25 protein-coding genes are annotated in these 26,755 nt (G+C 64.1%); 16 read left to right on the forward strand and 9 right to left on the reverse strand.

Going from position 1 to position 26,755, the window contains the following annotated elements:
• Positions 1–57: 57 nt before the first annotated feature.
• A complete protein-coding gene (locus tag H9627_RS07175) occupies positions 58–309 on the reverse strand; it encodes an A24 family peptidase (RefSeq protein WP_225213584.1) in 252 nt (83 codons plus the stop codon).
• A 77-nt stretch (positions 310–386) separates the two neighbouring features.
• Here H9627_RS07175 and H9627_RS07180 point away from each other — a divergent pair, with 77 nt between their 5' ends.
• The 8 genes from H9627_RS07180 to H9627_RS07215 all read left to right on the forward strand — a co-directional run bounded on the left by H9627_RS07180 (position 387) and on the right by H9627_RS07215 (position 9,508).
• Entirely contained in the window at positions 387–1,760 is a 1,374-nt protein-coding gene (locus H9627_RS07180; protein ID WP_191733329.1) for a dipeptidase, read from the forward strand.
• Between the two features lie 328 nt (positions 1,761–2,088).
• Positions 2,089–2,649: an acetyl-CoA acetyltransferase gene (locus H9627_RS07185; RefSeq protein ID WP_191733330.1), complete on the forward strand. Its 561-nt coding sequence runs from the start codon at positions 2,089–2,091 to the stop codon at positions 2,647–2,649.
• Positions 2,650–3,029: 380 nt separating this feature from the next.
• Entirely contained in the window at positions 3,030–6,086 is a 3,057-nt protein-coding gene (locus H9627_RS07190) for a Na+/H+ antiporter subunit A (protein WP_191733331.1), read from the forward strand.
• Positions 6,087–6,578: a Na(+)/H(+) antiporter subunit C gene (locus H9627_RS07195; protein WP_191733332.1), complete on the forward strand. Its 492-nt coding sequence runs from the start codon at positions 6,087–6,089 to the stop codon at positions 6,576–6,578.
• Positions 6,571–8,337, forward strand: coding sequence for a Na+/H+ antiporter subunit D (locus H9627_RS07200; protein ID WP_191733333.1), 1,767 nt, complete (start codon positions 6,571–6,573; stop codon positions 8,335–8,337). The genes H9627_RS07195 and H9627_RS07200 overlap by 8 nt, the downstream gene beginning before the upstream one ends.
• A complete protein-coding gene (locus H9627_RS07205; protein ID WP_191733334.1) occupies positions 8,334–8,843 on the forward strand; it encodes a Na+/H+ antiporter subunit E in 510 nt (169 codons plus the stop codon). The genes H9627_RS07200 and H9627_RS07205 overlap by 4 nt, the downstream gene beginning before the upstream one ends.
• A 4-nt stretch (positions 8,844–8,847) precedes the next feature.
• Positions 8,848–9,123, forward strand: coding sequence for a monovalent cation/H+ antiporter complex subunit F (locus H9627_RS07210; RefSeq protein WP_191733335.1), 276 nt, complete (start codon positions 8,848–8,850; stop codon positions 9,121–9,123).
• Position 9,124: 1 nt separating this feature from the next.
• Positions 9,125–9,508: a monovalent cation/H(+) antiporter subunit G gene (locus H9627_RS07215; RefSeq protein WP_191733336.1), complete on the forward strand. Its 384-nt coding sequence runs from the start codon at positions 9,125–9,127 to the stop codon at positions 9,506–9,508.
• A 4-nt stretch (positions 9,509–9,512) separates the two neighbouring features.
• Here H9627_RS07215 and H9627_RS07220 read toward each other — a convergent pair whose 3' ends face one another.
• Genes H9627_RS07220 through H9627_RS07235 form a run of 4 tightly spaced genes read right to left on the reverse strand, consistent with a single transcriptional unit; the run spans position 9,513 to position 12,264 of the window.
• Complete coding sequence (locus H9627_RS07220) at positions 9,513–10,091, reverse strand: alpha/beta fold hydrolase (RefSeq protein WP_225213585.1); 579 nt, start codon at positions 10,089–10,091, stop codon at positions 9,513–9,515.
• 11 nt (positions 10,092–10,102) lie between these two features.
• Positions 10,103–11,239: a glutamate--cysteine ligase gene (locus H9627_RS07225; RefSeq protein WP_006769064.1), complete on the reverse strand. Its 1,137-nt coding sequence runs from the start codon at positions 11,237–11,239 to the stop codon at positions 10,103–10,105.
• A gap of 57 nt (positions 11,240–11,296) precedes the next feature.
• A complete protein-coding gene (locus H9627_RS07230; protein ID WP_191733338.1) occupies positions 11,297–12,046 on the reverse strand; it encodes a LytR C-terminal domain-containing protein in 750 nt (249 codons plus the stop codon).
• A 5-nt stretch (positions 12,047–12,051) separates the two neighbouring features.
• Positions 12,052–12,264, reverse strand: coding sequence for a DUF3263 domain-containing protein (locus tag H9627_RS07235; protein WP_191733339.1), 213 nt, complete (start codon positions 12,262–12,264; stop codon positions 12,052–12,054).
• Between the two features lie 16 nt (positions 12,265–12,280).
• On the opposite strand from H9627_RS07235, the gene H9627_RS07240 reads away from it, so the two are divergent.
• Genes H9627_RS07240 through cls form a run of 4 tightly spaced genes read left to right on the forward strand, consistent with a single transcriptional unit; the run spans position 12,281 to position 16,227 of the window.
• Positions 12,281–12,862, forward strand: a complete 582-nt coding sequence (locus H9627_RS07240) for a peptide deformylase (protein WP_191733340.1) — start codon at positions 12,281–12,283, stop codon at positions 12,860–12,862.
• Entirely contained in the window at positions 12,852–13,859 is a 1,008-nt protein-coding gene (locus H9627_RS07245) for an N-acetylglutamate synthase, CG3035 family (protein ID WP_191733341.1), read from the forward strand. Before H9627_RS07240 ends, H9627_RS07245 begins: the two co-directional genes overlap by 11 nt.
• A 58-nt stretch (positions 13,860–13,917) precedes the next feature.
• Positions 13,918–14,703, forward strand: coding sequence for an exodeoxyribonuclease III (locus H9627_RS07250; protein ID WP_191733342.1), 786 nt, complete (start codon positions 13,918–13,920; stop codon positions 14,701–14,703).
• A gap of 21 nt (positions 14,704–14,724) precedes the next feature.
• On the forward strand, positions 14,725–16,227 hold the full coding sequence (gene cls, locus H9627_RS07255; protein ID WP_191733343.1) for a cardiolipin synthase: 1,503 nt from the start codon (positions 14,725–14,727) through the stop codon (positions 16,225–16,227).
• A gap of 7 nt (positions 16,228–16,234) precedes the next feature.
• Here the strand turns inward: cls and H9627_RS07260 are convergent, their stop codons facing one another.
• Entirely contained in the window at positions 16,235–17,446 is a 1,212-nt protein-coding gene (locus tag H9627_RS07260) for a multidrug effflux MFS transporter (RefSeq protein WP_191733344.1), read from the reverse strand.
• A 245-nt stretch (positions 17,447–17,691) separates the two neighbouring features.
• Between H9627_RS07260 and H9627_RS07270 the strand changes: the two genes are divergently transcribed.
• A complete protein-coding gene (locus H9627_RS07270) occupies positions 17,692–19,011 on the forward strand; it encodes a Na/Pi symporter (RefSeq protein WP_318247767.1) in 1,320 nt (439 codons plus the stop codon).
• 21 nt (positions 19,012–19,032) lie between these two features.
• On the opposite strand, the gene H9627_RS07275 is transcribed toward H9627_RS07270, so the two are convergent.
• From H9627_RS07275 to H9627_RS07285, 3 genes are read right to left on the reverse strand one after another with little or no spacing between them, the layout of a single operon-like run.
• A complete protein-coding gene (locus H9627_RS07275; RefSeq protein ID WP_191733345.1) occupies positions 19,033–19,794 on the reverse strand; it encodes a multidrug ABC transporter permease in 762 nt (253 codons plus the stop codon).
• Positions 19,795–19,798: 4 nt separating this feature from the next.
• Positions 19,799–20,737, reverse strand: a complete 939-nt coding sequence (locus H9627_RS07280) for an ABC transporter ATP-binding protein (protein WP_191733346.1) — start codon at positions 20,735–20,737, stop codon at positions 19,799–19,801.
• A 24-nt stretch (positions 20,738–20,761) separates the two neighbouring features.
• The gene (locus H9627_RS07285; RefSeq protein ID WP_191733347.1) at positions 20,762–21,289 is read right to left on the reverse strand and encodes an NUDIX domain-containing protein; all 528 of its coding nucleotides are present in this window, start codon (positions 21,287–21,289) and stop codon (positions 20,762–20,764) included.
• Positions 21,290–21,814: 525 nt separating this feature from the next.
• Here H9627_RS07285 and H9627_RS07290 point away from each other — a divergent pair.
• Genes H9627_RS07290 through H9627_RS07300 form a run of 3 tightly spaced genes read left to right on the forward strand, consistent with a single transcriptional unit; the run spans position 21,815 to position 26,743 of the window.
• Positions 21,815–23,158 carry an MCP four helix bundle domain-containing protein gene (locus tag H9627_RS07290; RefSeq protein ID WP_225213621.1) on the forward strand — a complete coding sequence of 448 codons (1,344 nt, stop codon included), beginning with the start codon at positions 21,815–21,817 and terminating at the stop codon, positions 23,156–23,158.
• Positions 23,158–24,225: a transporter substrate-binding domain-containing protein gene (locus tag H9627_RS07295; RefSeq protein ID WP_191733348.1), complete on the forward strand. Its 1,068-nt coding sequence runs from the start codon at positions 23,158–23,160 to the stop codon at positions 24,223–24,225. Before H9627_RS07290 ends, H9627_RS07295 begins: the two co-directional genes overlap by 1 nt.
• On the forward strand, positions 24,212–26,743 hold the full coding sequence (locus H9627_RS07300; protein WP_191733349.1) for a serine/threonine protein kinase: 2,532 nt from the start codon (positions 24,212–24,214) through the stop codon (positions 26,741–26,743). Before H9627_RS07295 ends, H9627_RS07300 begins: the two co-directional genes overlap by 14 nt.
• Positions 26,744–26,755: the final 12 nt, after the last annotated feature.

Raw genomic sequence — 26,755 nt, forward strand, 5'->3', positions numbered from 1 at the left:
GAGTCCTTATTCATGGTGTTCGCCACAAGCGTGTGTAACTGTCGCTATCGGTCGCGGTTACAGCAACACGACAGCGAGTACCGCACCGGCCACCACCCAGGGGCCGAAGGGGATATCGGAGTCGCGCCCACCGCGTCGGCTCAGCAGAACCACGACGACGACCACCGCGTTGAGGACGAACGCCAGCAGGGCGCCAACCACCACATGCTGCCAACTGAACCACCCCAGGAACACCCCCACCACCGCCGCGAATTTCACATCCCAGGAAAGTAGCACCAGACCCGCCAGCACATACCCACCATCCCGCACACCAACCCCCTCCACCACCAAGGCAGCGGAATAGCCGTCCCATCTACACCCGGGCTCTGTATATAAGGTGGATGAACATGACACACTTCAGTGAAGTTCAGAAAATCAAGCAGAATATCGAGCAGCAGCGAGAGCAGATCTTTAAGGATCTGCAGGAAATCGTCTCCTTCAACTCGGTCCACAGTGAACCGGGATTGGTCGATGATTACGCCGCAGCAGCCAGCTGGACCCGCCAAGCCCTCACCGAAGCCGGCTTCAATGTCACCGAACACCCCGCAGACGATGGCACCACCAACTTCGTCGCTACCCGCAAGGGCGCAGAGAACGCTCCGACCGTCCTCCTATACAGCCACTTCGATGTGGTGCCGGCAGGCCCACTTGATCTGTGGACGACCGATCCCTTCACCCTCACCGAGCGCGAGACCGAGAACGGCGTGCGCTGGTATGGCCGTGGCGCCGCGGACTGCAAGGGCAATCTGGTCATGCACCTCGCCGCTCTCCGCGCGGTGGATGCCCTCAACGGAACAGACCTCAACCTCATCGCCGTGGTGGAGGGTTCGGAGGAGATGGGCGGCGGCGCCCTGTCCGCGCTCATCCACGAGAAGCGCGAACTGTTCAAGGCCGATGTCATCCTCATCGCGGACAGTGGCAATGCTGCGGTGGGCGTTCCCACGCTGACCACCTCCCTGCGTGGCGGTGGTCAGGTGACGGTGACCGTCGATACGCTCCGTCAGGCCGTCCATTCCGGCCAGTACGGCGGCGCCGCCCCGGACGCCGTCTCCGGACTGGTGCGCATCCTGGATACGCTTCGCGACGAGCACGGCCGCACCGTCATCGACGGCGTGGACACCACCACCCGCTGGGCGGGCCTCCCCTACGATCCGGAGGAGTTCCGCTCCGACGCCGGCATCCTCGACGGCGTGGACACCATGGGCGACGGCGACAACCCGGCAGACATGGTCTGGGCACGCCCGGCCATCACCATCACCGGCTTCACCTCCACCCCGGTCGCGGAGGCCGTTAATGCCGTTCCCGCCACCGCATCGGCCAAACTCAACCTGCGGGTGCCCGCGGGCCAGGACGCCATCGAGGTGGCAGAGAAGTTGAAGGCACACCTCATCAACTACGCCCCGTGGGGAGTGAAGGTGGAGGTGGCCATCGACGACATCAACCAGCCCTTTGCCACCGACATCAGCGGTCCCGCGATGTCCACGCTGGCGCAGTGCCTGTCCGCAGCCTATGAGAATAAGGAGACCGTCACCGTCGGCTCCGGCGGCTCCATTCCCCTGTGCACAGAGCTGATGGAGCTCAACCCGGACGCGGAACTCGCCCTCTATGGGGTGGAGGAACCGCTGTCGGTCATCCACTCTGCGGATGAATCGGTGGATCCTCGGGAAATCAGGGATATCGCCACCGCGGAGGCATTGTTCCTGCTCAACTACGGAAAATAGCCCCGGACAGGAATAAATACCACCCTTAAGAACCACCCCCTCGCGGGGGTGGCCTTTCCATATAGCGGAAAGCAGTTTTGCTCCCGATCTATGACGCTGGTTACTATGGCCCGCATGACAACAATCTTTGACCTTAAGCGAGTAGCCGAGGCTACGTACCCTGCTGCGGGATAAGGACTGACTCCCCGCACCAGGGAAGTAGTCGTTAAAACCCCCAGATCAAGCTTAAGAGTCGGTCCTCCACCTAACAGGATCTTTTTCTCCACATCTTTTTCATACACAAAAAGAGATCCGCACCTTTTTTCAAAAAGACGCAAAGGACCGTGTCATGTCTATCTCTACCTCCACCCGCAGCACCCGTCGCTCCACCATCATCGAATACCGTCGCGAGACCCCACGTCCCGCAGGCATCGAACCGATCCAGTCTGAGCCACGCATCTACGCTGAAGATCCCTTCCGGGCTCGTTTCGGCTTTAAACTCCCCCGCGGCCTGCGCGAAGAGGCCCGCGGCATGGAATGGCGCACCTTCGCCACCACCTACGCCCCCACCGGTAACCTGCGCATCAATAATCTCGAGGCCGATTCCCGTCGGGGCGGGATGTACCACTTCACCGCCACCATGATCGAGGGCACCGGCTGCGAGCGCATCTCCACCGAAACCGAGATCATGGCCACCGGCCCGGTCTCCGCCTGCACCAACCTGCTGGCCGATGCCGGCCGTCGCGTCGAGATCCTCGAATTCCACCAGTTCGATATCTTCGAGGCCACCGTCACTTTCATCTACGCCTGCAACAACAACCGCCGTACCTGGGCCATGGGCTTCGGCGGCACCGCAGACCAGTCGGCCGCTGCCGCCATGAGCTCCGCAGCCCACCTGATCTACGGATAACACCCCGCCAGAATCCGACCACACCCATCCCGGGCGTGCACACCGTGTACCCCCGGGATGGGTTTTTTGCAGAAGTTTCCTTCAATTCCTGCCATCGCCCTGTGAGCTGGTAGAACATCCACCAACAGCGTGCAATAGCCCCCTATATATACAGTCATTATTGAAATCCCGTTGGGAACAGCCTCGGCACGCAGGTAGACTGCACCTGTATTGCCACGCCCTTCGCGACGCCGCCTAGGGCTTGGGTGTTTCTCGGTTGATGGTCCCGCCTCATGGGCGGGTCGATTGCTGGCTGGGGGCAGCACGCATGTGGGCGTCGTGAACAGCGGGGGTGATTCCAGTCATGTCCACATGCGCGACCAAAGGGGAACTGAGATAGCGTGCTGATACTTTTTCTCGCACTCACTGCCGCCGCGGTGTTGGCCCCACTGCTGATCCGGGCCCTGGGAAGGTCCGCCTTCGGTGTGCTGGCGCTGGTACCCGCAGCCGGATTCTTCTGGGTGGCCTATGAGTTCGTCCAGGGAACGTTCCGCGGTGGGGGTGAGCTCCTCCTCCACTATGACTGGATGCCGTCCGTCCACCTGAACATCACCATGCGGCTTGATTCGCTGGCAGCCCTGTTCTCCCTGATCATCCTGGGTGTGGGCGCACTGGTTCTGCTCTACTGCTGGGGGTATTTCGACTCCAACCCGGGCCGCCTGAGCGCCTTCGGTGGTCAGCTCGTCGGTTTCGCCATGGCCATGTACGGCCTGGTCATCTCCGACAACATCCTCCTGATGTACGTGTTCTGGGAGATCACCTCGGTCCTGTCCTTCCTGCTGGTCGGCTACTACGGTGAGCGTGCCTCCTCCCGTCGCTCCGCCGGGCAGGCCCTCATGGTCACCACCCTGGGCGGTCTGGCCATGCTGGTGGGCATCATCCTCATCGGTGTCCAGACCGATGTCTGGTATTTCTCGGATGTCCCGGCCTTCGAGGGTAACTGGGCGGATGTCCCCTACATCTCCATCGGTGCGCTGCTGATCCTGGCCGGTGCGCTGTCCAAGTCCGCCATCGCCCCCACGCACTTCTGGCTCCCGGGTGCCATGGCGGCACCCACCCCCGTCTCCGCGTACCTGCACTCCGCGGCGATGGTGAAGGCGGGCATCTACCTGGTGGCCCGCCTGGCCCCTGATTTCAATGTGGTGTCCTCCTGGTATCTGGTCACCATCCCGCTGGGTATCTTCACCATGATCATGTCGGGCTGGATGGCGCTGCGGCAGAAGGACCTCAAGCTGATCCTCGCCTACGGCACCGTCTCCCAGCTGGGTTTCATCATCTCGGTGACCGGCATCGGCACCCGTGAGGCACTCCTGGCGGGCCTGGCCCTGACCTTCAGTCACTCTCTATTCAAGGCCACCCTGTTCATGGTGGTCGGTGCCATCGACCACACCACCGGCACCCGTGACATCAACCAGCTGTCCGGCCTGTGGCGCAGGCAGCCGCTCATGTTCGCACTGGCCGCCATCTCCGCGGCATCCATGGCGGGTATTCCGCCGCTGTTCGGGTTCATCGCCAAGGAGACCGCCATCGATTCGGTGCTCTATGAGGAGATGCTGCGCGGCATGCCGGGCAACCTCATGCTCGCCGGCATCATCCTGGGCTCCATCTTCACCATGGCGTACTCCCTGTACTTCCTCTACGGGGCTTTTGCCACCAAGCGCCACCTCTTCCCCGAGAACAACGGGGTGTCCACCGCAGTCGCGGAATCCCACCCGGTGGCCTTCAAGCTGTGGATCGCACCGTTCATCCTCACCTCGCTCACCGTCATCCTCGGTCTGTTCCCGGCACCGCTGTCCACCCCGATCGTCACCCACCTGGATAATGTCACGCCGGGCGAACCGACCTATCTGGCGCTGTGGCATGGGTTCAACCTGCCACTGGCACTGTCCGCGATCATCATCGCCGCCGGTATCGCCCTCTACTGGAAGCTCCCGGTGGTCCACCGTCTGCAGCCGAAGACAGCCGCATTCGGCAATGCCGACACCGCCTACGACGCGATCCTGGATTACCTGCGCGTGCTGTCGGTGCGTCTGACCGCCTCCACCCAGCGCGGTTCCCTGACACTGAACATCGCGGTGATCTTCTTCGTCCTCGCCCTGGTGCCCATGGTCGCCCTGATCATGGGCGAGCGCAGCGCCGTGCGCATGGAACTGTGGGACAACCCCTTCCAGGGTGTGGTCGCCTTCGTCATCGTCCTGGTCGCGATCGTGGCCACCCAGATGCAGAACCGTCTGTCCGCGCTCATCATGGTCGGCGTGACCGGTTATGGCCTGGCGGTCATCTTCGCCCTGCACGGCGCCCCCGACCTGGCGCTTACCCAGACTCTGGTGGAAACCGTCCTCATGGTCGTGTTCATGCTGGTGCTGCGCAAGATGCCCACCGAGGTCAGTTGGAAACCCGAGCCGAAGAACGCCCGGCGCCGCGCGTGGCTGGCCGCCGCGGTGGGCTTCTCCCTCGTGGTGATCGCCGTCTTCGCCATGAACGCCCGCACCGCGGACCCCATCTCCATCTACATGCAGGACCTGGCGTACGAGGTCGGTCACGGAGCCAACACCGTCAACGTCCTGCTGGTGGACCTGCGTGGTTTCGATACCTTCGGTGAGATCTCCGTGCTGGTCATCGCCGCCATCGGTATCGCCTCCCTGGTCTACCGCAACCGCAGTTTCCGCCGCGATTCCCGCCGCCCGACCCTGGCCACCACCGGTCGTCGCTGGTTGGCGGCACCGGTGGACACCGAGCGGGCCCAGAACCGGTCCCTCATGGTGGATGTGGCCACCCGCATCCTGTTCCCCTCCATGATCATGCTGTCGGTGTACTTCTTCTTCGTCGGCCACAACGCACCGGGCGGCGGTTTCGCCGGCGGCCTGGTCGCGGCCCTCGCCTTCGCGCTGCGTTATCTCGCGGGTGGGCGCGACGAGCTGGAGGAGGCACTGCCTGTCGACGCCAGCCGTATCCTCGGCGTCGGCCTGATCGCCTCCGCGACGGCCATCCTGTGGCCGATGCTGCTCGGTGAACCTCCGCTGACCTCCCATATCTGGGACATCAAGGTGCCACTCATCGGGGATATTCACATCGCCTCGGCCCTGCTGTTCGATCTCGGTGTCTACCTCATCGTCATCGGATTGATGATGCACATCCTGCAGAGCCTCGGCGGTCAGCTCGACCGCGATGAGGACATGCGTAAACAACGTGCCCGTGACCGTGCCCGCCGCCTGGCGCGCAGCGCACGGCGCGAGGCCGCCCTGGCCTCGACCACCTCCGCGGTACGGAGCGTGGCCAATGAGCCGCGTCCCCTGCCCACGGTTCGGCCGGTCGCCCTGGAAACCGAACCGGAGACTCGAAACATCAGTGATGGAACGTCGACAAGCACCACAGACACCACCGGAAGGGAGCAGTAGATGGTAGCCAATCTCTTCCTGCTCCTGGCAGCGGGAACCCTCATATCGGCGGGCGTGTACATGCTCATGGACCGCGCCATGACCAAGATGGTCATGGGGCTGATGCTCATCGGCAACGGAGCCAACCTGCTCCTGCTGATCTCCGGTGGCGGCGCCGGTGCCCCACCGGTGAAAGGCCGTGAGAATGAGGTCTACGGCGACACCGTCGCCGACCCCCTCGCACAGGCGATGATCCTCACCGCCATCGTGATCTCCATGGCGATCACCGCCTTCATGCTGTCCCTGGCCTACCGCCAGTACCGCTACCGCACCGAGGACTTCATCCAGGATGACGTGGAGGATGTGGCACTGTCGGTGCGTCGCAGCATCGCCTCGGCCGCACCCGACCACGATGCCTCCGATGATCCGGAGACCGGCCGCATGACCTCGGAGGGCGACGAGTTCGGCCCCGAGTCCTTTGAGCAGCCACTGAAGGGGGAGAAGGATGACTAGCGAGTTGTACGATTCCCTGCTGGTACTGCTGCCCTACATGGTGCCCATGCCGGTCATCCTGCCGGCAGTGGCCGCTGCGCTCACGCTGATCCTGTCCAAGTATGTCCAGGCCCAGCGTGCGGTCACCCTCACGGTGTTGACCTTCCTCATCGCCCTCAATGGCACCATGTTGTACCTGGTGGACAGCGAGGGCATCCAGACCCTCCAGATCGGTGGCTGGGATGCCCCGGTGGGCATCACCCTGGTCGCCGACCGCCTGTCGGTGTCCATGCTGACGGTGTCCTCCATCGTGCTGTTCGCGGTGATGGGTTATGCCATCAGTCAGGGTATCCGCGACGGTGGCAAGGATGAACCGGTCGCGGTGTTCATGCCCGCCTACCTGCTGCTGTCGATGGGTGTGAACCTGGCATTCCTGTCCGGTGACCTCTTCAACCTCTACGTCGGTTTCGAGGTCTTCCTGGTCGCCTCCTATGTTCTTCTGACATTGGGGGCCTCACCCGCCCGCGTCCGCGCCGGCGTGAGCTACGTGATGGTGTCCATGGCCTCCTCCATGGTCTTCCTGTTCGGCCTGGCCCTGGTGTACGCCTCGGTGGGCACCCTGAACATGGCGCACATCGGCCTGCGGATGGAGGAGGTGCCCTCCGGTACCCGTTCCGCAATCTTCGCGGTCCTGCTGGTGGCCTTCGGCATCAAGGCGGCCGTGTTCCCCCTGGATTCCTGGCTACCGGACTCCTACCCCACCGCCCCGTCGCTGGTCACGGCCGTGTTCGCGGGTCTGCTGACCAAGGTCGGTGTGTATGCGATCATCCGCGCCCGCTCCGTCATCTTCACCGACGGCTCCCTCGACGGGTTGTTGATGTGGGTGGCGCTGGCGACGATGCTCGTGGGTATCCTCGGCGCGATGGCGCAGAACGACGTCAAACGATTATTGTCCTTCACGCTGGTCAGCCACATCGGTTACATGATCTACGGTGTGGCGCTGGGTTCCGCGGCCGGTCTGTCCGGTGCCATCTTCTACGCCATCCACCACATCCTGGTGCAGACCACACTGTTCCTGGTGGTCGGTCTGGTGGAACGGCAGGCGGGTTCGTCGTCGCTACGCAGGTTGGGCTCCCTGGCCTACATCTCCCCGCTGCTGGCCATCCTGTACTTCATCCCGGCGATCAACCTGGGTGGCATCCCGCCATTCTCCGGGTTCCTGGGCAAGATCATCCTCCTGGAGGCCGGTGCGCAGGAGGGCAGCTGGCAGGCCTGGGTGCTCATCGCGGGCGCCATCATCACCTCTCTGCTCACCCTGTACACCATGGTGCTGGTGTGGTCGAAGGCCTTCTGGCGTGACCGCAAGGACGCCCCGGACGGGGCCACCGCCATCGCCCGCCCGGCACCACTCGTGGATGTCCAGGACGAGGTGTCGGTGACGGACCGTTCCGATGTGGGCCGCATGCCCGTCGGCATGGTCGCCTCCACCTCCATCCTGCTGGTCGCCTCCCTCATGGTCTCCGTGCTCGCCGGTCCCATCTCGGCGATCACCGGCCGCGCGGCGGAATCCGCCCAGGATGTCAACATCTACCGCACCGCGGTGCTGGGCCCGAACTACGAGAACCCGCACCGCACCCTGGAGATGGAACGCTACGACCAGAACCTCGACGACCTGGACACCCGGTCGGAATCGGAGCTGGGTGGCGGCAACCCCTCCCCCGACCGGGAGAACACCGGTGAAACGACCATCACCTCAACCCCGGAGGAGGCCACCTCATGATTGCCGGTTTCAAGCGTCGTTTCCGCCCCTTCTTCGTGGTGTGGCTGGTGGTCATGTGGATCATGCTCATGGGGGAGATCTCCTGGGCGAACTTCTTCGGTGGCCTGGCCGTGGCACTCGGCATCGTCCTGCTGCTGCCCCTGCCCGCCATGCCGATCAGTAACCTGAGCATCCACTGGGGTGCACTGGTGATGCTGATCCTCAAATGGTTCTGGGACCTGGCCAAGGCCTCCGTCAAGGTCGCCTGGCTGGCGCTGCGCCCGCAGGATCCCCCGAAGACAGCCATCCTCTCCGTGCCGATGCGTGTGCAGAATGATCTGGTGCTGTCCTTTGCCACCGTGTTGTACAACCTGCAGCCGGGTGGTTCGGTGACGGATATCGACATCGCCAACCGCATGTGGACCGTCCACATTCTGGATGCGCACTCGCCTGAGGCCATCGAGAATGAAATTGAGAATGTTGCCGAACTCGAGCGCAACCTGATCCGCGTCTTTGAAAGGGGCTGAATCGATGAGTCCGGAAATCTACACCTCGATCCTCACCATCGCGGCCATCTTGTTCAGTGCGTCCTTCATTTTGACGTCGTACCAGATCATGAGTGGCCCCAACTCCATCGACCGCCTCCTCGGCCTCGACGGCATGGTGTCCATGATCCAGTGTTCACTGGCCACCTACATCTGTTGGACCCTGGACACCACCGTCAGCAACGCCATGATGGTGGTGGCGATGATGGGCTTCATGGGCTCCGTCGCGGTCGCCCGATTCAGAAAGAGGGATGGTGCCTGATATGAACATCCAACTGTTCACCGATATCATCTCGCTGATCTTCATCCTCACCGGTGCCGTGCTGTCCTTCTCCGCGGCGGTCGGTCTGGTGCGCTTCCGGGATTCCATGTCCAGGGTGCACGCGATCACCAAACCACAGACCACCGGTCTGATCCTCACGGTGGTGGGTGCGCTGATCCGCATGCTGGGTCACGAGGATTTCGATGTCTCCATGCGCGGCGACATGGGCATCCTCTTCCTGCTCATCCTCTTCGCCATGCTCACCAGCCCCGTCACCGCGCAGCGCGTGGGCCGTGTCTCGCGTCGTGAGGGCCTCTACGGGGAGAAGGACACCCTGTCCCGCAATGACGCACCTGCCGACCGCGGGGTGAAGAAGAGCGGTTAGCGGGTCAGGAATCCGCCAGAAACCGCCCCAGGTGGGCACCGAACTCGCCGGGGTGGGTGCGGTAGGTGCGCGGACCCGCACCGTCGACGCTCACGGTGACCACCCGGGGCAGGGCGTCGACAAGCTCGGGGTGGGTGGTGCCGCTGATGATCAGCGTCGGCGTGGCCACATCCGCGAAATCACCCGCGGAGGTGCCGTCCAACTCATCAACCTGGTTGAGCAGCTCCTCCTTGTTACGCCCCCGGAACAGGAAACCGGGCACGCGCTTCAGGGCGCGACCCACCTTCCTGGTCTGCTCATCCAGGGAGATCACCGGCGTATCCAGCACCAGGTGGGTGATCCGGCCCGGCTGTGCCTGTGCGACGCGCAGCGCCACGGCCGCCCCGCGTCCCCCACCCACCAGGATGATGCGACGTAGTTCGTGCTTGTCCAGGAGCTTTTCGACGTCCTCCTGCCCCCGCCCCACCGTCCCCGACCAGGGGGCGATGCGTGGTTTCAGGTCTGCGGGCAGTGCGTTGACCACCTCGGTGAACACATCCGGCAGCTCCCCGGCATCGGGGATGAAGACAATCGGCTGGGTCATTCTGTCGTTCATCATTCAGCCTCCAGGGGCCGGAGCTCATTGAGCTCATCGCAGGCCAGATCCACCGCCGCGATCCAGGTCCCGGTGCGCTGGTAGGCGCGGCGCTGGCGTTCATAACCACCACCGCGTTCGATGATCTCCAGGACCAGATCCAACTCGCGCAGACAGCCCAGTTCAGCGGCCAGCGGGGTGAGGCGGTCCACCAGGCGGCGCAGTTCATCCTGCACCATGGCCTCGTCGGTGTCGCGGGAGATGATGATCTCCGCATCCAGGCCGTAGCGCGCGGCGCGCCACTTGTTCTCGGCGACATGCCACGGCTGCAGGGTGGGCAGCTGCTCCCCGCGGTCGATCATGCGGTCATAGTGCACCACCAGGCAGTGCGTGAGCGCCGCGATGGCGGAGAGTTCTCGCAGGTTGGAGGTGGAATCGGCGATGCGGACCTCGATGGTTCCCCATTTGGAGGCCGGCCGGATGTCAAAGTGCATGGACCCGGTGTGGTTGATCACCCCGGATTTATCCTGATCGGCCATATAGGACACCCACTCATCCCAGCTCTGGAACTGGTATGGCAGGCCCGCGGTGGGCAGCTGCTGGTAGAGCATGGTGCGGTTGGAGGCATACCCGGTGTCCAGGCCATCCCACGCCGGGGAACTAGCGGACAGTGCCAGCAGGTGCGGGTAGTTGGTCACCAGGGCATTGATGATGGGCCACACGCGGTCCTCGTGGCTGATGCCCACATGGACGTGGATGCCCCAGATGAGCATCTGGTTACCCCAGTACTGGGTGCGCGCGATGATCTCATCGTAGGAACCCTTCTTGGACACCGGGTTCTCCCGGAAATCCGAGAACGGGTGCGAACCGGAAGTCCAGGGACGCAGACCCAGTTCGGTGGCGGCCTCCTGCACCGCGGCCAGGGCACGGTCCAGTTCGGCGACGGCCTCCGGCACGGTGTCGCAGATACCGGTGACCAGCTCCACCGTGTTCTGGAGGAACTCCCCCTCCAGGTGGACCTCGGGGTGGCGCTCGGCGACGATCTCCAACACCTCCGCGGCACGGGGTGCCAGGTCACGGGATTCCGGATCGACGAGCGCGATCTCCCACTCCACGCCGATGGTGGGTTTTGGTGAACGCTTGAACTCGATGGCCATGGCGTGGTTCTCCTTGAGAGGGTGTCGACCGGTGCAGGACGAACTGCGTGACGGGTGTTAGAGGTTGACGTCCTCGACGAGGACCAGGACGAGGGCGTCCTTGCCCCCGGTCTCCTCCGGCAGCACCGGGGTGCGCTCCATGGCCACACCGTTGACACGGTCAGCCAGTTCACGGGCGGCCTGCTCCGCACCGGGGTTGCCCTCGGTGAAGTAGACGGTGTTGCGCGGGATCACCACGTCAGGCAGGTTGCCTGATTCCACCTTCTCAAAATCCGGTTCCAGGGATTCCGCGACACGTGCCGCCAGCTGGGGGACCGTGGAGTTGTTGAGCACATGCAGGGTGGTCACCGGGGCACCGGCAGGACGCGTGCCGACGGCGGCCGCACGGTCACCCTCCCGGGCCGGCTCGCCCGCAGCTGGTGCAGGCTGGTCGGCGCGCTCACCGTCGCGGGGTTCCTCCGGTGCGGTGGACTCCTGGGGGTCCTCTGCTTCCCGGGCGGCATCACGGGACTCGCTGGCGACGGTGGCATCAGTGCTGCCTGCCGCATCCGCGGTACCGGTGGCGTCGGTGCTGCCGGTGTTCTCAGTGGTCTCCGCAGCGGTGGTCGCCGTCTCCGCGGTGACGGACTCATCGCTGTCACCCAGCATCGACCACAGTGCCCACGCGGCCAGCAGCACGGCCACGGCGATGAGGATCATCGCCAGGCCACGCATGGGCAGGCCGGAGTTCCGGGTGGCGGCACCGGTGGATCCACCAGCGGATTCACCGTTGTCGGAGGAGGAGGGGTTCTGCATGTCCGAAGTCATGGCGCTTAGTCTATCTTTCCGGCGCGACGCCGTAACCTGTAGACCAGGGTTGGGTTGATTTTCATCGCTTCGGGGGTATCGATGATGAGGTTGAGGCGCTGGTAGTAGCGCACCGGGGAGATGCCGAAGGTGGCACGGATGGCCTCCTCCTTCGCCCCCGGTGCCCGGGGTGCGGACGCCTCAAACTGAAGGAGCGTTAAATCATCAGCGCTGAGCATGCCTAAACTGTAGAACATGACTGTCCGTCCAATTGTTATCCACGGTGATCCCGTCCTCCACAACCCCACCCAGGAGGTGACCGAACCCGTCTCCGAGCTGCAGGAACTGATTGCAGACATGTACGAGACGATGGAGGTCGCCAACGGTGTCGGCCTGGCCGCCAACCAGATCGGGGTGTCCAAACGCATCTTCGTGTTCAACTGCCCCGATGATGAGGGCACCATGCACCGTGGCTGCTTCATCAACCCGGTCCTGGAGACCTCCGAGATCCCCGAGACCATGCCCGCCGATGACGGCTCCGAGGAGGAGGGCTGCCTCTCGGTCCCCGGTGAGGGTTTCCCCACCGGCCGTGCGGACTGGGCGAAGGTCACCGGCCTCAATGAGGACGGTGAGGAGTGGTCCATGGAGGGCACCGGTTTCCTCGCCCGCTGTTTCCAGCACGAGGTGGGTCACCTGGACGGCCTGGTCTACACCGACACGCTCATCGGGCGCTGGAAGCGCATGGCCAAGAAGACCATCAAGGCCAACGGGTGGACCGAGCCTGGTCTGACCTGGACCCCGGGCGTGGATGAGGATCCCTTCGGACATGACGTCTAGGCTGCCGAGGTTCCGCAGCCACACCCCCGCGATCGGCGACCGCGTGGTGGTGCGACGCCGCATCGAGGGCGCCGATGTGCACTGGACCGATGTCATCGGCCATGTCACCGCGCTTGATCCCCTGGTGGTGCGCCCCCAGTCCGTCGGGGGCATGCCGTCGACCGCCGAGGAGATCGTCATCCCCGATCACCAGCTCGAGGTGGTGCGGATCCTCTCCCCGCGCACCATCCGCAACTCCGATATCCGCGCCGTCGAGGTCGCCACGGCCAAGGCCTTCCCGGGCCTGAGCAATGAGTGGGTGGACGGGTGGCTCCTGCGCGCCGGTGACGGAATCACGGAGCGCTCCAACTCCGCCTCCCCGCTGGGGCCCACCACCGGGTTCGATCCCGTCCCCCTCGATGCGATCGAGGAGTTCTACGCAGCCCACCAGCTTCCGGTGCGTCTGCACATCCCGGAGCGGATCGGCAAACCGGCCCACAAGGTGATCTCCGCGGAACCAGAGGCCTGGCACCTCGGCCCGGAGATCCTCGTGATGACCCGCGAGCTGTCCACCCTCGACCCGTTCACCCTGCCCGAGGGCCTGGACTTCCGGGTGGATGACCAGCCCGATGACGACTGGCTGAACATGTACCACTTCCGTGGTCACGCGCTCCCGCCGCACGCCCTGGAGCTGCTGCGCACCCGCATCGACGGCCAGATGGGTTTCGGCCGCCTGGTCACCTCCCTCGGCCAGACCGTCGCCATCACCCGCGCGACCATCACCGCCGCGGAGTCGCGCACCTTCCTCGGGTACTCGGCCGTGGAGGTCGCGCCTGCTTATCGACGCCGCGGGCTGGGCACCTCGCTCGGCGCCCGCATCCAGCACTGGGGCGCCGAAATGGGCGCCGCGGAGGCATACCTGCAGGTCATCTCCCGGAACGAGGCGGGCATCGGGCTGTACACCAAGCTCGGTTTCACCGAGCATCACCGGCATCGCTACGCCGAACGCACCCGCTAGGGGTGCGGGAGGGCAGGCGGACGGGGGCGTCGATAAGCAAAACGCTAGGGTATAAGGCATGCGCATCGTGAACTGGAACGTCAACTCCGCACGCACACGCGTGGACCGGATGGTGGATTTTCTCATCCGGCACGACGTGGATGTGCTGGCCGTGCAGGAAACCAAATGCAAGGACGACCAGTTCCCCTATGAACGTTTCCGCGAGATCGGTTATGAGGTCGCGCATTTCGGCCTGAGCCAGTGGAACGGCGTGGCCATCATCTCCCGCGTGGGCATCGAGGATGTGCAGACGAGTTTCCCCGGGCAACCCGGTTTTGACAAGGACCCCGAGAAGGAGCAGGCCATCGAGGCCCGTGCCATCGGCGCGGTGTGTGGGGGCGTGCGGGTGTGGAGCCTGTACGTGCCCAACGGCCGCGAGATCGCCGACCCGCACTATGACTACAAGCTGCGCTGGCTGTTCGCCCTGCGCAACCACGTGGCGGATGTGCTGCGGGACAACCCGGAGGAGAAGATGATCCTGCTGGGTGATTTCAACATCGCACCCACCGACCAGGATGTCTGGGACGTCTCCGCCTTCGAGGGCCACACGCATATCACCGAACCGGAGCGCGCCGCCTTCCAGCAGCTGATCGAGGTGGGCCTGACCGAAACCAGCCCCGGCCCCGGCACCTTCACCTACTGGGATTACAAGGGTGCGCGTTTCCTCAAGGGCGAGGGCATGCGCATCGACTTCCAGCTGGCCACCCCAGTACTCACCGCCGACCACACCTTCGTCGATGTGGAGGAACGCGGCGGTAAAGGTGCCTCGGACCACGCACCGGTGATCGTCGATTACTCGGTATAACCGGGGCGGGATGGCACGCGTATGAACATCTCCATCAACCTGGAAACCTGGCAGACCATCGGTCTGATCGTGGACTACACGATCAAGATCATCGCCATCGGTTATGTCCCCGAGGGTCGCCGCCCCAGCACCTCCACCGCCTGGCTGCTGGCCATTCTCCTCATCCCCTTCGTGGGTCTGCCGCTGTTCCTGCTCATGGGGTCGCCCTACATCAACAAGCGACGACACCGCATCCAGCAGGAGATCAATGACCTCATCGAGGACGTCCACGACGATGTCCCCGACTACCCCGACGGTGTCAGCGTGCACCCGGAGCTCGAATCCGTCATCCGCCTGAACCGGCGTCTGACCAACATGCCCGCCGTGATCGGCGTCAACCACGGGGTGCACTCCGACTACAACGCCACCATCAAACGCATGACGGAGGCCGTGGATGAGGCCCGCGACTACATCTACGTGGAGATCTACATCATGGCCTGGGACAGCACGACCCAGCCCTTCTTCGAGGCCCTGGAGCGCGCCGAGAAACGCGGGGTGAAGGTGCGCCTGCTCTTCGACCATGTGGGCAGTTGGAAATACCCCGGTTACCGCAAACTGAAGAAGAACCTCACCGCCATGGGCATCGAATGGTACCTCATGCTGCCCCTGCAGCCATGGCGTCGACGCTTCCGCCGGCCCGACCTGCGCAACCACCGCAAGATGCTCATCATCGACGGCCACCTCGGTTTCATGGGGTCCCTCAACATGATCGATGCCAGTTACCTGCAGCGCAAGAACATCAAGATCGGCCGCAAGTGGGTGGACCTCATGGTGGAGATGTCCGGCCCGATCGTCTCCTCCATGGAGATGGTCTTCGCCGGCGACTGGTATGTGGAATCCAACGAAACCTTGGAGATCCGCGACCACGAGGAGGCCCACACCACCATCCCCGACACCACACAGAACTCCCGGAAGAACCTGGTGCAGCTGGTGCCCTCCGGGCCCGGGTACAACACGGAACCCAACCTGCGGATGTTCAACTCCATCGTGCACCACGCCAAATCACGGGTGGTGCTGTGCAGCCCCTATTTCATCCCCGATGAATCCCTCCTGGAGGCCGTCACCTCCGCCTGCTACCGGGGCGTGCGGGTGGAGCTGTTCGTCTCCGAGGAGGCCGACCAGTTCATGGTCAACCACGCCCAGTCCTCCTACTACCAGGCACTGCTGGAGGCCGGGGTGAAGATCTACATGTACCCTAAACCCTTCGTCCTGCACACCAAGTATGTGCTCGCGGATCCCGACGGCAAGGACACTGATGTGCCGGTGGGTGTGGTGGGTTCCTCCAACCTGGACATGCGCAGCTTCGGCCTGAACTACGAGATCTCCATGATGGTGGCCAAGGGGGATCTGATCAGCGATCTCAACGACCTGACCTCCCACTACCAGGACGTCTGCCTCAGGCTCACCCTGGACCAGTGGAACCAGCGCAGCTGGGGCAGGCGTTACCTGGACAATGTCATGCGGCTGACCTCGGCGCTGCAGTAGGGATTCGTCAGTTCATCTCCGGCAGGGGGTGGCGTCCGGCGACCCACACCGCCACCCCGGCGCACACAGAGCAGACCACCATGGCCACCGCCATCGACAGCGCACGGTCGGACCCCAGCCCCACCACCGGGCTGATGAGACCGCCCATGGAGAACTGCAGGAAACCCATCACCGCGGAACCGGACCCGGCGCGTTCCCGCACCACCGCGGTGCCCAGTGCCGTGGCATTGGCCATGATCAACGGCACATGCGCGATGATGAGAAACAGCAGCACCAGGAACAGTGGGGTGGAGCGGATCAGCACCACCTGCACCAGGAGAACCACATTCAGGCTGATGAACCCCACCATCGCCCATGCCATGATGCGGTGCGGGTGCACCGAGTTGAGCAGTCGACGGTTGAGGAACCCGGACAGCATGAGGGCGAGCGAATTGACGGCGAAGACGACGGAGAACATCACCGGGGTCATCCCCAATTGATTCTGCAGCACAAACGGGGAGGCGGAGATGTAGGAGAACATCGCGCCGAAGCTCACAGCCAGCACCACCGCATAGGCCAGGAACCGGGGGTTGCGCAGCACATGGAGATAGTTCGACAGCATGCCCGCGAGCCCCACCCCGGTGCGTTCCGCCACCGGGCGTGATTCCCGGATCCCGAACACCACCACCAGCACCTGGGCCACGTTGATCACCGCCAGGGCCCAGAACACCGCCCGCCAACCGAACGGCGCGGAGATGACACCACCGACCACCGGGGCCAGCACCGGGGCGATGGCCTGGATGATCATCAGCAGCGAGAACGCCTGGGCGGCCTCCCTACCCCGGGCCAGATCGGGGACAATCGCCCGGGCAATGACCACGCAGGCTCCCCCGCCCAACCCCTGGAGCAGACGCATCCCGATGAGCACCCCGATCGAGGGCGCCAGCGCACAACCGATGCTGGCTATCAGGGACACCACCGCGCCCGCCAGCAGGAGTCTGCGCCGGCCCAGGGAATCGGAGATCGGCCCGATGATGAGCTGGCCCACCGCCATGCCCGCCATGAATGCCGAGAGGGTCAACTGCACCAGGGGTGTGGTGGTGTCCAGATCTGTGGCGATCATGGGCAGGGCGGGAAGATACATGTCCGTCGACAGTGCCGGGGTGGCCGTGAGCAGAGCGAGGCCGAGCAGGAGCGGGGTGCTGAGGCGCTGTTTGTCCTGTGACTTATTCTGCGACATGAAAGTATCCCAACCCTGGTGTGACGCCGACTGAGCAGACCACGCGGTATCCTGTGGTCTGGATTACAAAATAGCAAAAGTCCAAAGCTTAGCATCCTGGGAGGGATTTGGAATGCGTTTCACCCCCTCCTTTATTGGATTGTTAACCTTCCATCCATGTAGGATTCAAGTTAGATACAGAAGAGCAGGGTTGGTCTCTTCACCGACAGACATTCACCTAATTCAATGAGGGGGAGGGAACCCGCGTGGCCGGCAACTTCGAATACGTTCAACATCCGCGACGCACGCTCCCCCCTCCCATACCGGCGGGACGCGGGCCAGCCGCAGCGTTCCTCCCCGGCACCTTCCACCCGATCAACCCCCGTAAGATAACCCCCGGCGACGACCAGGTTCTCCTGTCCGGCTGGGGGAAACTCGTGCGCTGGCTCATCGTGCTGGTGTCCATCTTCGCCATCATCGTAGGCATCAACCTCATCCTCGACGGTGTGTACAACGTCGGCTCCGCTAGCACCGCCCGCATGTACGACCTAGCCCGCGATCCCCTGATCGGACTGCTGATCGGCATCCTGGCGACAGCCCTGGTCCAGTCCTCAACCACCACCACCACGCTGACCGTTGCCGCGGTGGGCGCCGGTATCGTCTCCGTGCCCGTCGCCATCCCCATCATTATGGGCGCGAATGTGGGCACCACCATGACCGCCCTGCTCGTCGCCTTCTCCTATATGGGTGAACGGCGGGAATTCAAGAAGGCCTTCACCACCGCGGCGATGCACCTGTGGTTCAACATGCTGGTCATGATGGTCCTGCTCACCGTCGAGATGCTCTTCCACCCGCTGCAGAACATCTCCGGTGAACTCGCCGAAGCCTTCCTCGGGGCGGGTGACACCTCCGCACCCACCACCCATGTGGTTCAGGCGGTGGTGGAGCCATTCATCGCCCTCATCGGTACCAACGGTCTGTTCGGCATGGCAGGTAGCGCCGGCATGGCCACCCTCCTGACGTTGGGAACCGGCACCCTCCTGATCCTGGTGGCCATCCGGGTGATGAGCTACCAGCTGCGGATGATCACCGCGGCCACCGCCCATTCCCTGCTGGACAAGTTCTCCCTCTCCGGACCGGAGGACACCCCGCATATCGGGGTGCGGTCCAATCTCATCGGTTTCGGCATCGGACTGCTGTTCACGGTGCTGGTCACCGCATCCTCGGTCACGGTGTCCTCCATGCAGCCCTTCGCGGTCACCCAGTCCCTGAAACGACGGGTCATCCTCGCGGTCATCCTGGGTGCCAATGTGGGCACCACCCTCACCGCCACGGTGGCCACCCTCGCGGTCGTGGGTGTCTACGGTGCCTTCGCCCTGCAGGCCGCCCTGGTGCATGTGCTGTTCAACGTCATCGGTTCCACCCTGGTACTGTCCATCCCCCGGTTGTCCCAGATGATCATCAGCCTGGCTGAGACCAGTGCGGGCATCGCCGCCCGCAGTTACACCAACGCGCTCATCTTCATCCTCGGTTTCTACATCGCCATCCCCGCGGCGGTTCTGCTGCTGTACACCATGATGAACTAGAAGCCTGGGCCAGGCTGGGTGTCAGGCATCCCGCTTCTCCAGCGCGACGATGCCAGCGACAAGCAACACCACCGCCCAGATACCGAAGTAGACCGCGCCGAACTCCGGCCCCCACCCGGGATCCGCGGTCTGGTACCCGGTGATGAAGGACCGCAGGTTGGTGAAGGGTCCGTATTTACCCACGAACTCCCCGACCCGGGGCAGGATACCCGCCAGATCCTCCAGGGCGAGATGCCACATGAGGATCAGCGCGATGGCACCGGCGGACTGCCGCAGCAACAGGGCGATACCGGAGGAGAACGTCACCAGCAGGGCCGCACCCACCGGGTACTGCCACATGATGCGACGTGCCTCGTCGTCATTCCAGACATCCAGCGTGCTGCTGGCCAGATCAGAGGCCAGGGTCTTCGCCACATAGAAGCACAACAACACCGTGATGAAGATGATCACCATCGACAACACCGTGTAGAGCAGCCATTTCGCCACCGCCACCACCCAGCGCTTCGGGGTAGCCAGGAAGGACTGCTGCTGATAGCCGTACCGGAACTCGGTGGTGAACATCATGACCGCCTGGACAATCACCACGATGAAACTGGCGATGTAGACACCCGCGACGGTGCTGCCCGCCAACAGCAGGGTGGTGGCCAGATCCTCCCCGGTGGCGAACGTACCCGTGATGGCGGCAAAACCCACACTGAGCAGGATGATGAGCGCCGTGGTCCACCAGAAAGACCTGGTGGTGCGCAGTTTGGTCCATTCGGACTTCAGAACATTGACGAACATGGGTCTACCTCTCCTCCTGCGGGGTGGGTGGTGTTTCTGCCTGGTACTCCACGGATTCACCCGTGGTCTGGAGGAAGGCCTGTTCCAGGGAGGCACGGTGCTCGGAAAGCTCCAGCAGCGCGATGCCCTGGGCGAAGGCGAGCTCACCGATCTCATCGGTGGTGCGGTCCATGATGGTGAAGGTGGGGCGGGCGTCGACAAGCGTCGTCTCGAAGCGGATCCCGCGCGCCTGCAGCGCTGCCTGCAACGCGTCCGGCTGCGGGGTGCGCACCGTGACAGTGGTGGCGGAATGCTCGCGGATGAAGTCCTGGATGGGGGTGTCAGCCACCAACCGGCCACGGCCGATGACCACCAGGTGATCCGCCGTCAGCGCCATCTCCGACAGCAGATGGGAACTGACCAGGACGGTGCGCCCCTCCGCTGCGAGGCTCTTGAGCAGCATGCGCACCCAGTGGATACCCTCCGGATCAAGCCCGTTGACCGGCTCATCCAGGATGAGATACTCCGGATCACCCAACAGCGCAGCCGCCAACCCCAGCCGCTGCCCCATGCCGAGCGAGAACCCACCGGTTTTCTTACCCGCCACATCGCTCAGACCAACCAGTCCGAGCACCTCATCCACCCGGGAGGTGGGCAATCCGTTGGCCTGCGCAATCCACTTCAGGTGATTGGCCGCCGCACGGTTCGGGTGGGTTGCCTTGGCATCCAGGAGCGCACCCACCCGCGTCAGGGGATTCTTCAACGCCCGGTAGGGCTGCCCATCAATGGTGGCATGCCCGGAGGTGGGGTTATCCAACCCGACGATGCACCGCATGGTGGTGGATTTGCCGGCGCCGTTCGGCCCGAGGAAACCCGTCACCATGCCTGGTTTGACAGTGAATGTCAGGTCCTCGACCGCCCGGACCTGCCCATACTGTTTGGTGAGGCCTGCGACTTCGATCATGCAGACCAGTGTGTCATTAGTTGCCTAATTCAACACAGCGAGGTCCCCCGCCAGACCCCGCAACCGTGGCCACGACGCCTTGAACGCCGGCATCAACGGCAGGTCCTCCACCTCCTCGACAGACACCCAGCGCAACTCCAGGGACTCCTCATTGGCGGTGGTCTCCAGCACATCACCGCTGGTGGTACGCGCAATCACGGTGGTGTACGTCCACCCCCCGGCGAGCTCAGGACGCTCCGGATCAGCCGGGAACGGCCCCGCGGTGACCAGGGTATCCAGGATCTCCACCTGCCCTGCATCTATTCCCGTCTCCTCCGCAGCCTCACGCAACGCGGCCTGCGCCTCGGACTCATGCGAATCCCGCGCCCCACCCGGAAGCGCCCACGTGCCACCGTTATTGGTCCAGTGCGCACGGTGCTGCATGAGTATCCGCCAGCCGGAGATCTCCTCCCCCGCATAACCTGCGATCAGCAGCAGACCAGCCGCCCCGTTGCGTCCCCACATGGCAGCACCCTCAGGTCCCGCTGCCCAACCATCACCATCGCCTCTCATGTACTACACATTAGGGGAACAACGGGGTTCCGTGGAACATGACGGGGCGGGGAGCTGGGTTCGGGGGCGGGGCGTTGGGCACCTGCCCACCCCGCCGCATCACAGCCATATCAGGGCCATATCAGAGCCACAGCAGAGCCACAGCAGAGCCACAGCAGAGCTTCCGCTACCCAGATCACAATATGATTGCGCCGTCTACTTTCTCACAGACATCAACCGCGCTATCCTGAAACAATGACGCGGGATGGAATTGGGGAGCAATCCACAGTTGCAGGTGGGTCGGGTGCGCCCGGCGGAGCGTCCGGCATGCAAGGATCACCGGCAAAGGGTGACCGACAGGGTGAGGAGGACCTCCCCGATCCCGTCCATACGGACACCCCACGTCGTGTCCTCACCGGTGGGAGTAGGCGGGCCCGCGCCGGGGTGCGGAGTTTCCGCAGCACGGCCCAGCCGGTCCGGAACACCGCCCTTATCGATGACGAGGATGATGAGGACTCCCCGGATCACTGGCTTGATCCGATCACGATGGAGAACCGGTCCAAGCGCAGTGTCCTCAATGCCATCATCCAGGAGACCTTCGGTCAGCCACTGTTTGTGCTGCGTCGCCTGTGGGGTTTCATCAACACCTCCCCGGGCAAGATCACGGCACTGACGGTAATTATCTCGGTGGCGATCTTCGCCGCCGGTTATGCCATGTCGATCTCCTCCGACCAGCGCCAGTCCCAGTTGGACAACCTGATCACCAACACGGAACCGGTCTCCTACAACGCCCATGTGCTCTACACATCCCTGTCGGTGGCGGACACCATCGCCACCACGGGGTTTGTGCAGGCCGGCATCGAGGGGCCGATGAACAGGGTGCGGTACAACTCGGCGATCGACCGTGCGTCGGTGGCCGCCACCGAGACCGCATCCTCCGCCGACAGCGCAGATGAACGGCTGATGGAGCTGGTGACAGAGATCCAGCGTCAATTGCCCATCTACACGGGTCTGGTGGAGACGGCACGCAGCAACAACCGGGCGGGTAACCCGGTGAGCGTGGCCTATATGGCCGAGGCGAGTGCGATGATGCGCAATGAGATCCTGCCCAAGGCCTCCGAGCTGTACAACATGACCAGCCGTGCGGTGACGGATCAGCAGCGGACGATGATGCGCCCGCAGTGGGTGCCGTTGTCGGGTCTGGTGGCGGCGCTGGCCATGCTGACCTTGGCGCAGTGGTGGCTCATGCGTGTCACCCGCCGTCGGATCAACAAGGGATTCGCCCTGGCCACCGCCATGATGCTGATCGCCACTTTCTGGGTCGCGGCCGCGGACTGGACCACCTGGCAGGCGGGCACCCGGGGTTTCGAGGAGGCATCCGGACCACTGAAATCCATGACCACGGCACGCATCTACGCCCAGCATGCCCGCACCACGGAGACACTCGCCCTGGTGCGTCGGCAGTCGATCCAGGGCAGCACCACCGGGTTCAACGCCACCATCAGCCAGATCCAGCGGGCGCTGGACGAATATGAGCAGACCGCCCAGTCCCAGACACCGGAACACCAGGTGCTCATAGGCCAGGTGCGCAAAGCCATGACCGACTGGTCGCGGGAGCATGACCAGTTCATGATGTTCCTCCAGAACGGCGATTACAACGCGGCCGTGACCACCGTCCTGTCCACGAATGCGACGGGCCGGACCAGCTTCGATGAACTGGACGCGGCCATGGCTGAACTCATCGCGGATTCCCGCGTCGCCATGCGCTCCTACATCGAAAGCGGCCTGGCCGCGACCTCGCTGGTGGCCATCTCCGTGCTGATCCTGTCGATCGCCTCGGTGATGGCGCTGTGGATCGGTATCCGGCCCCGTCTGCAGGAGTACCTGTGATGACGGGAGCTTATCGACGACCCGGCCGCCTCCCCACCACCCTGGTGGGGGCGTTGCTGTCCGCGACCCTGCTGGCGTCCTGCGTGAACCCGGAGATAGACACCTCCGCGACCCTCGATGATATGTACCCACGCATCAACCCCGAGGCGGGCCCTCCCCTGCCCCCGGGCTCCAAGGTGGAGGCCCCCGGCACCGTCCCGGCGCGCCCGGTCATCACCGACACCTGGGAGGGTTCCCTGCGCCCGGATGACCGGGAACCGAAGGAACGGGTCCCGGAGATCTTCCAGCGCGGCCGTCTCATCGTGGGAGTGGACCAGTCCAAGAACCTGCTCAGCTTCCGCGACCCCGTCAGTGGACAACTACGTGGTTTCGAGGTGCAGCTGGCCAAGGAGATCGCCCGGGACATCTTCGGTAACCCCGAGGCGGTGGATTTCCGGTTCATCGAGGCCGGTGACAGCCTGCGCGGTTTATCCCGCGGTGATGTGGACATGGTCATCCGCTCGGTGTCCGTCACCGAGGACCGCCTGCGGCGCATGGAGTTCTCCACCCCCTATATGCGCACCCAGACCCGCCTGCTGGTCATGGACAACTCCGGCATCCAGGGCATTGATGATCTCGCGGGCCACACCGTCTGCGTGGCCGACGGGTCCACCGCCCTGCAGAAGACCCGCGCCATGGCACCGGAATCCAGCATCCTGCGCACCCGCAACTGGTCGGACTGCCTCATGTCACTCCAGCAGCAGCAGGCCCAGGCGATCCTGGGTGATGATGTGGTCCTCGCTGGCATCGCCGCACAGGATCCCTACACCCGGATCCTGCCGTCCATCCTGGCCTGGGAGTCCTACGCCGTGGCCATCGCCCCCTCCCGGGCGAGCAAGGACACCACCGGCCTGGTGAGGCAGGTCAATGCCACGATGGAACGCATCCAGGAGGACACCACCTGGTGGTCGATGTTCAATGACTGGTTCGGCGAGTACCTGTACACCTATGGTCCGCCACCGTTGCAGTACAGGGACGAACCGCAGGCAGAGGACGGAGATGACGGAGACACCGATGACGAACAGTGACGGCAACAATGTGGAGGACCCGGGGACCTCACCTCCCACCGAGGCGGTGAAGTTCGACCCCTTCGCCGACGACGATGACGATCTCGATGAGGTCGAGCTGGCCCTGGCCCCACCCACGGAGGGCGTGGCCTACGACCCTGATGCTGTCTCCCCCGGCACGGAGGCGGTGAAGTTCGATCCCTTCGCCGATGACGATGATGACGACGACCTCCCGGCTGAGGAACTCGATCACCTGTTGAAGGATCTGGATCAGCTCCGCGCCACCCAGGGGCAGTTCGTCGCGGAGGAGGTGGAGGAACCCACCGACATCACGATCAGCGATCCGGAGATCCCGACCGCCGCGACCTTCGCCAGCGCCGACCCGAGTGCCCGCAGCCGCAGGGAGGCGATCTCCACCTTCCGTGAGCGTCGCGGTATCACCCGTCAGTCCCGCATGGTGGCCGACGGCATGGTGGAGCTGCCGTTCATCACACCCAAGCCGGAGAGCGAACTGCTCATCGATCCGGAGGCGAAACTCAAACCCGGGATCAAACCACCCCAGCTGCAGGCCGGTGACATCGTCGCCGAGCAGTATGAGGTCCTGGGGGTGATCGCCCACGGTGGCATGGGGTGGATCTACCTGGCCAATGACCTCAATGTGGCCAACCGTGTCGTGGTGCTCAAGGGCATGATGGCGCAGACCAGTGCCCAGGACCAGGGCACGGCCGAGGCGGAGCGCGCCTTCCTGGCCGATATCACCCACCCGGGCATCGTGAAGGCCTACAACTTCATCGATGATCCCCGGGTGCCCGGTGGTTTCATCGTCATGGAATACGTCAACGGCCCCTCCCTCAATGACCGGCGGAAGCAGCAGAAGGACGGGGTGCTCAGCTTCGACCTGGCCATCGGGTACATCCTCGAGGTGCTGCCCGCCATGGACTATCTCCATTCCCGCGGCGTGGTCTACAACGATCTCAAACCAGAGAACATCATCGCCACCGAGGATCAGATCAAGCTGATCGACCTGGGTGCGGTCTCCGGCATCGGGGCCTATGGCTATATCTACGGCACCAAGGGGTACCAGGCACCCGAGGTGGCCACGCAGGGTCCGTCGGTGGCCTCGGATATCTACACCATCGGGCGCACCCTGGCGGCCCTGACCCTGAAACTGCCCGTCGAGGACGGTGTGCTGGCCCCCGGGATCCCCTCGCCCAACGATCAGCCGCAGCTGCGCCGCCACCTCTCCTTTTACCGCCTGCTGCTGCGCGCCACCGCCGTGACACCGGAGGACCGGTTCACCTCGGTCGCGGAGCTGCGCACCCAGTTGTTCGGTGTGCTCCGGGAGATCCTGGCCATCCGCGACGGGAAACAATTCCCCGCCCAGCACTCCCTGTTCTCCCCCCAGCGAAGCACCTTCGGCACCAAGCACATGGTCTTCCGCACGGACAAGCTTATCGACGGGATCGACAGGCAGGTCCGCATCACCGCCCCCGAGATCGTCTCCGCACTGCCGGTTCCCCTGATCGACCGCACCGACCCCGGTGCCCGCATGCTGTCGGGTTCCTCCTATGCGGAGGCCTCCGAAACCCTGGAGAACCTGCGCACCTCCATGGAGGACGAGCAGTACCGCGACTCGATCGAGATCCCCCTCGGTGTGGTGCGTGCCCTGCTCGACCTGGGTTTCACCGCCGAGGCACGCGCCTGGCTGGGCACCCTCAAGGAGCGGATGGGCCGGGACTGGCGGCATCAGTGGTTCTCCGGGATCACCCACCTCCTGCTCGATGATTACGCCGCCGCCCAGGAATACTTCTACACCGTGCTCACCATTCTGCCCGGTGAGGCTGCCCCGAAGCTGGCGCTGGCGGCGGTGGATGAACTACTCCTCCAGCAGATGGGGCATGAGAACACCCCCCTGCTCACCCCGGCCCTGGTCAACGCCACCGCGACCCTGGGTGATGACTTCGAGCAGCTGGATGTCTCCGAGTTCACCGGCTTGGGCAAGACCTGGTCGCATATCACCTCGGAACCGTCGATCCTCCGGTTCCACTCACTGCGTGTCTATGCCCTGGTGTGGTTGACCAACCCCACCACGGTGTCCTCGGCCTTCGGTCTGGCCCGGCAGCTGATGGCGGAGGGCCAGATCGAGCTGGCGGTGCAGGCCCTGGACAAACTGTCACCGGCCTCCCGTCACCACCGCATGGCCAAACTCACCACGATCCTGCTGCTGCTCAGCTCCAACCTGAGCGAATCACGCATCCGGCGTTCAGCCCGGCGTCTCTCCGAGATCCCCACCAACGAACCCCGCTTCAACCAGATCAAGATCGCCATCATGTCCGCCGGCCTGTCCTGGCTGCGGGACAGGGACCTGCAGTCCGCCGCCTCCCCCAACCCCCTGTTCGAGTACCCGTTCACGCAGCGCGGCCTCCGGGAGGGTATCTCCGAGGCCCTGCGGGTGCAGGCCCGGTCCGCCCCGTTCGCCCGACACCGCTACACCCTGGTGGACATGGCCAACGCGGTCCGGCCCTTCACGTGGTTCTGATCCCCGGCACAC

It is taken from the genome of Corynebacterium gallinarum (assembly GCF_014837045.1).
GTDB classification, from domain to species: domain Bacteria; phylum Actinomycetota; class Actinomycetes; order Mycobacteriales; family Mycobacteriaceae; genus Corynebacterium; species Corynebacterium gallinarum.

Excerpts from the sequence above, each read along its gene's own strand:
- H9627_RS07205 (WP_191733334.1), top strand. The coding sequence starts at position 8,334 with ATGATTGCCGGTTTCAAGCGTCGTTTCCGCCCCTTCTTCGTGGTGTGG.
- H9627_RS07290 (WP_225213621.1), top strand. The coding sequence starts at position 21,815 with ATGGAGAACCGGTCCAAGCGCAGTGTCCTCAATGCCATCATCCAGGAG.
- H9627_RS07195 (WP_191733332.1), top strand. The coding sequence starts at position 6,087 with ATGGTAGCCAATCTCTTCCTGCTCCTGGCAGCGGGAACCCTCATATCG.
- H9627_RS07185 (WP_191733330.1), top strand. The coding sequence starts at position 2,089 with ATGTCTATCTCTACCTCCACCCGCAGCACCCGTCGCTCCACCATCATC.
- H9627_RS07215 (WP_191733336.1), top strand. The coding sequence starts at position 9,125 with ATGAACATCCAACTGTTCACCGATATCATCTCGCTGATCTTCATCCTC.
- H9627_RS07210 (WP_191733335.1), top strand. The coding sequence starts at position 8,848 with ATGAGTCCGGAAATCTACACCTCGATCCTCACCATCGCGGCCATCTTG.
- H9627_RS07180 (WP_191733329.1), top strand. The coding sequence starts at position 387 with ATGACACACTTCAGTGAAGTTCAGAAAATCAAGCAGAATATCGAGCAG.
- H9627_RS07250 (WP_191733342.1), top strand. The coding sequence starts at position 13,918 with ATGCGCATCGTGAACTGGAACGTCAACTCCGCACGCACACGCGTGGAC.
- H9627_RS07260 (WP_191733344.1), bottom strand. The coding sequence starts at position 17,446 with ATGTCGCAGAATAAGTCACAGGACAAACAGCGCCTCAGCACCCCGCTC.
- H9627_RS07295 (WP_191733348.1), top strand. The coding sequence starts at position 23,158 with ATGACGGGAGCTTATCGACGACCCGGCCGCCTCCCCACCACCCTGGTG.
- H9627_RS07285 (WP_191733347.1), bottom strand. The coding sequence starts at position 21,289 with ATGAGAGGCGATGGTGATGGTTGGGCAGCGGGACCTGAGGGTGCTGCC.
- H9627_RS07235 (WP_191733339.1), bottom strand. The coding sequence starts at position 12,264 with ATGCTCAGCGCTGATGATTTAACGCTCCTTCAGTTTGAGGCGTCCGCA.
- H9627_RS07225 (WP_006769064.1), bottom strand. The coding sequence starts at position 11,239 with ATGGCCATCGAGTTCAAGCGTTCACCAAAACCCACCATCGGCGTGGAG.
- H9627_RS07200 (WP_191733333.1), top strand. The coding sequence starts at position 6,571 with ATGACTAGCGAGTTGTACGATTCCCTGCTGGTACTGCTGCCCTACATG.
- H9627_RS07275 (WP_191733345.1), bottom strand. The coding sequence starts at position 19,794 with ATGTTCGTCAATGTTCTGAAGTCCGAATGGACCAAACTGCGCACCACC.
- H9627_RS07230 (WP_191733338.1), bottom strand. The coding sequence starts at position 12,046 with ATGACTTCGGACATGCAGAACCCCTCCTCCTCCGACAACGGTGAATCC.
- cls (WP_191733343.1), top strand. The coding sequence starts at position 14,725 with ATGAACATCTCCATCAACCTGGAAACCTGGCAGACCATCGGTCTGATC.
- H9627_RS07245 (WP_191733341.1), top strand. The coding sequence starts at position 12,852 with ATGACGTCTAGGCTGCCGAGGTTCCGCAGCCACACCCCCGCGATCGGC.
- H9627_RS07300 (WP_191733349.1), top strand. The coding sequence starts at position 24,212 with ATGACGAACAGTGACGGCAACAATGTGGAGGACCCGGGGACCTCACCT.
- H9627_RS07220 (WP_225213585.1), bottom strand. The coding sequence starts at position 10,091 with ATGACCCAGCCGATTGTCTTCATCCCCGATGCCGGGGAGCTGCCGGAT.
- H9627_RS07240 (WP_191733340.1), top strand. The coding sequence starts at position 12,281 with ATGACTGTCCGTCCAATTGTTATCCACGGTGATCCCGTCCTCCACAAC.
- H9627_RS07280 (WP_191733346.1), bottom strand. The coding sequence starts at position 20,737 with ATGATCGAAGTCGCAGGCCTCACCAAACAGTATGGGCAGGTCCGGGCG.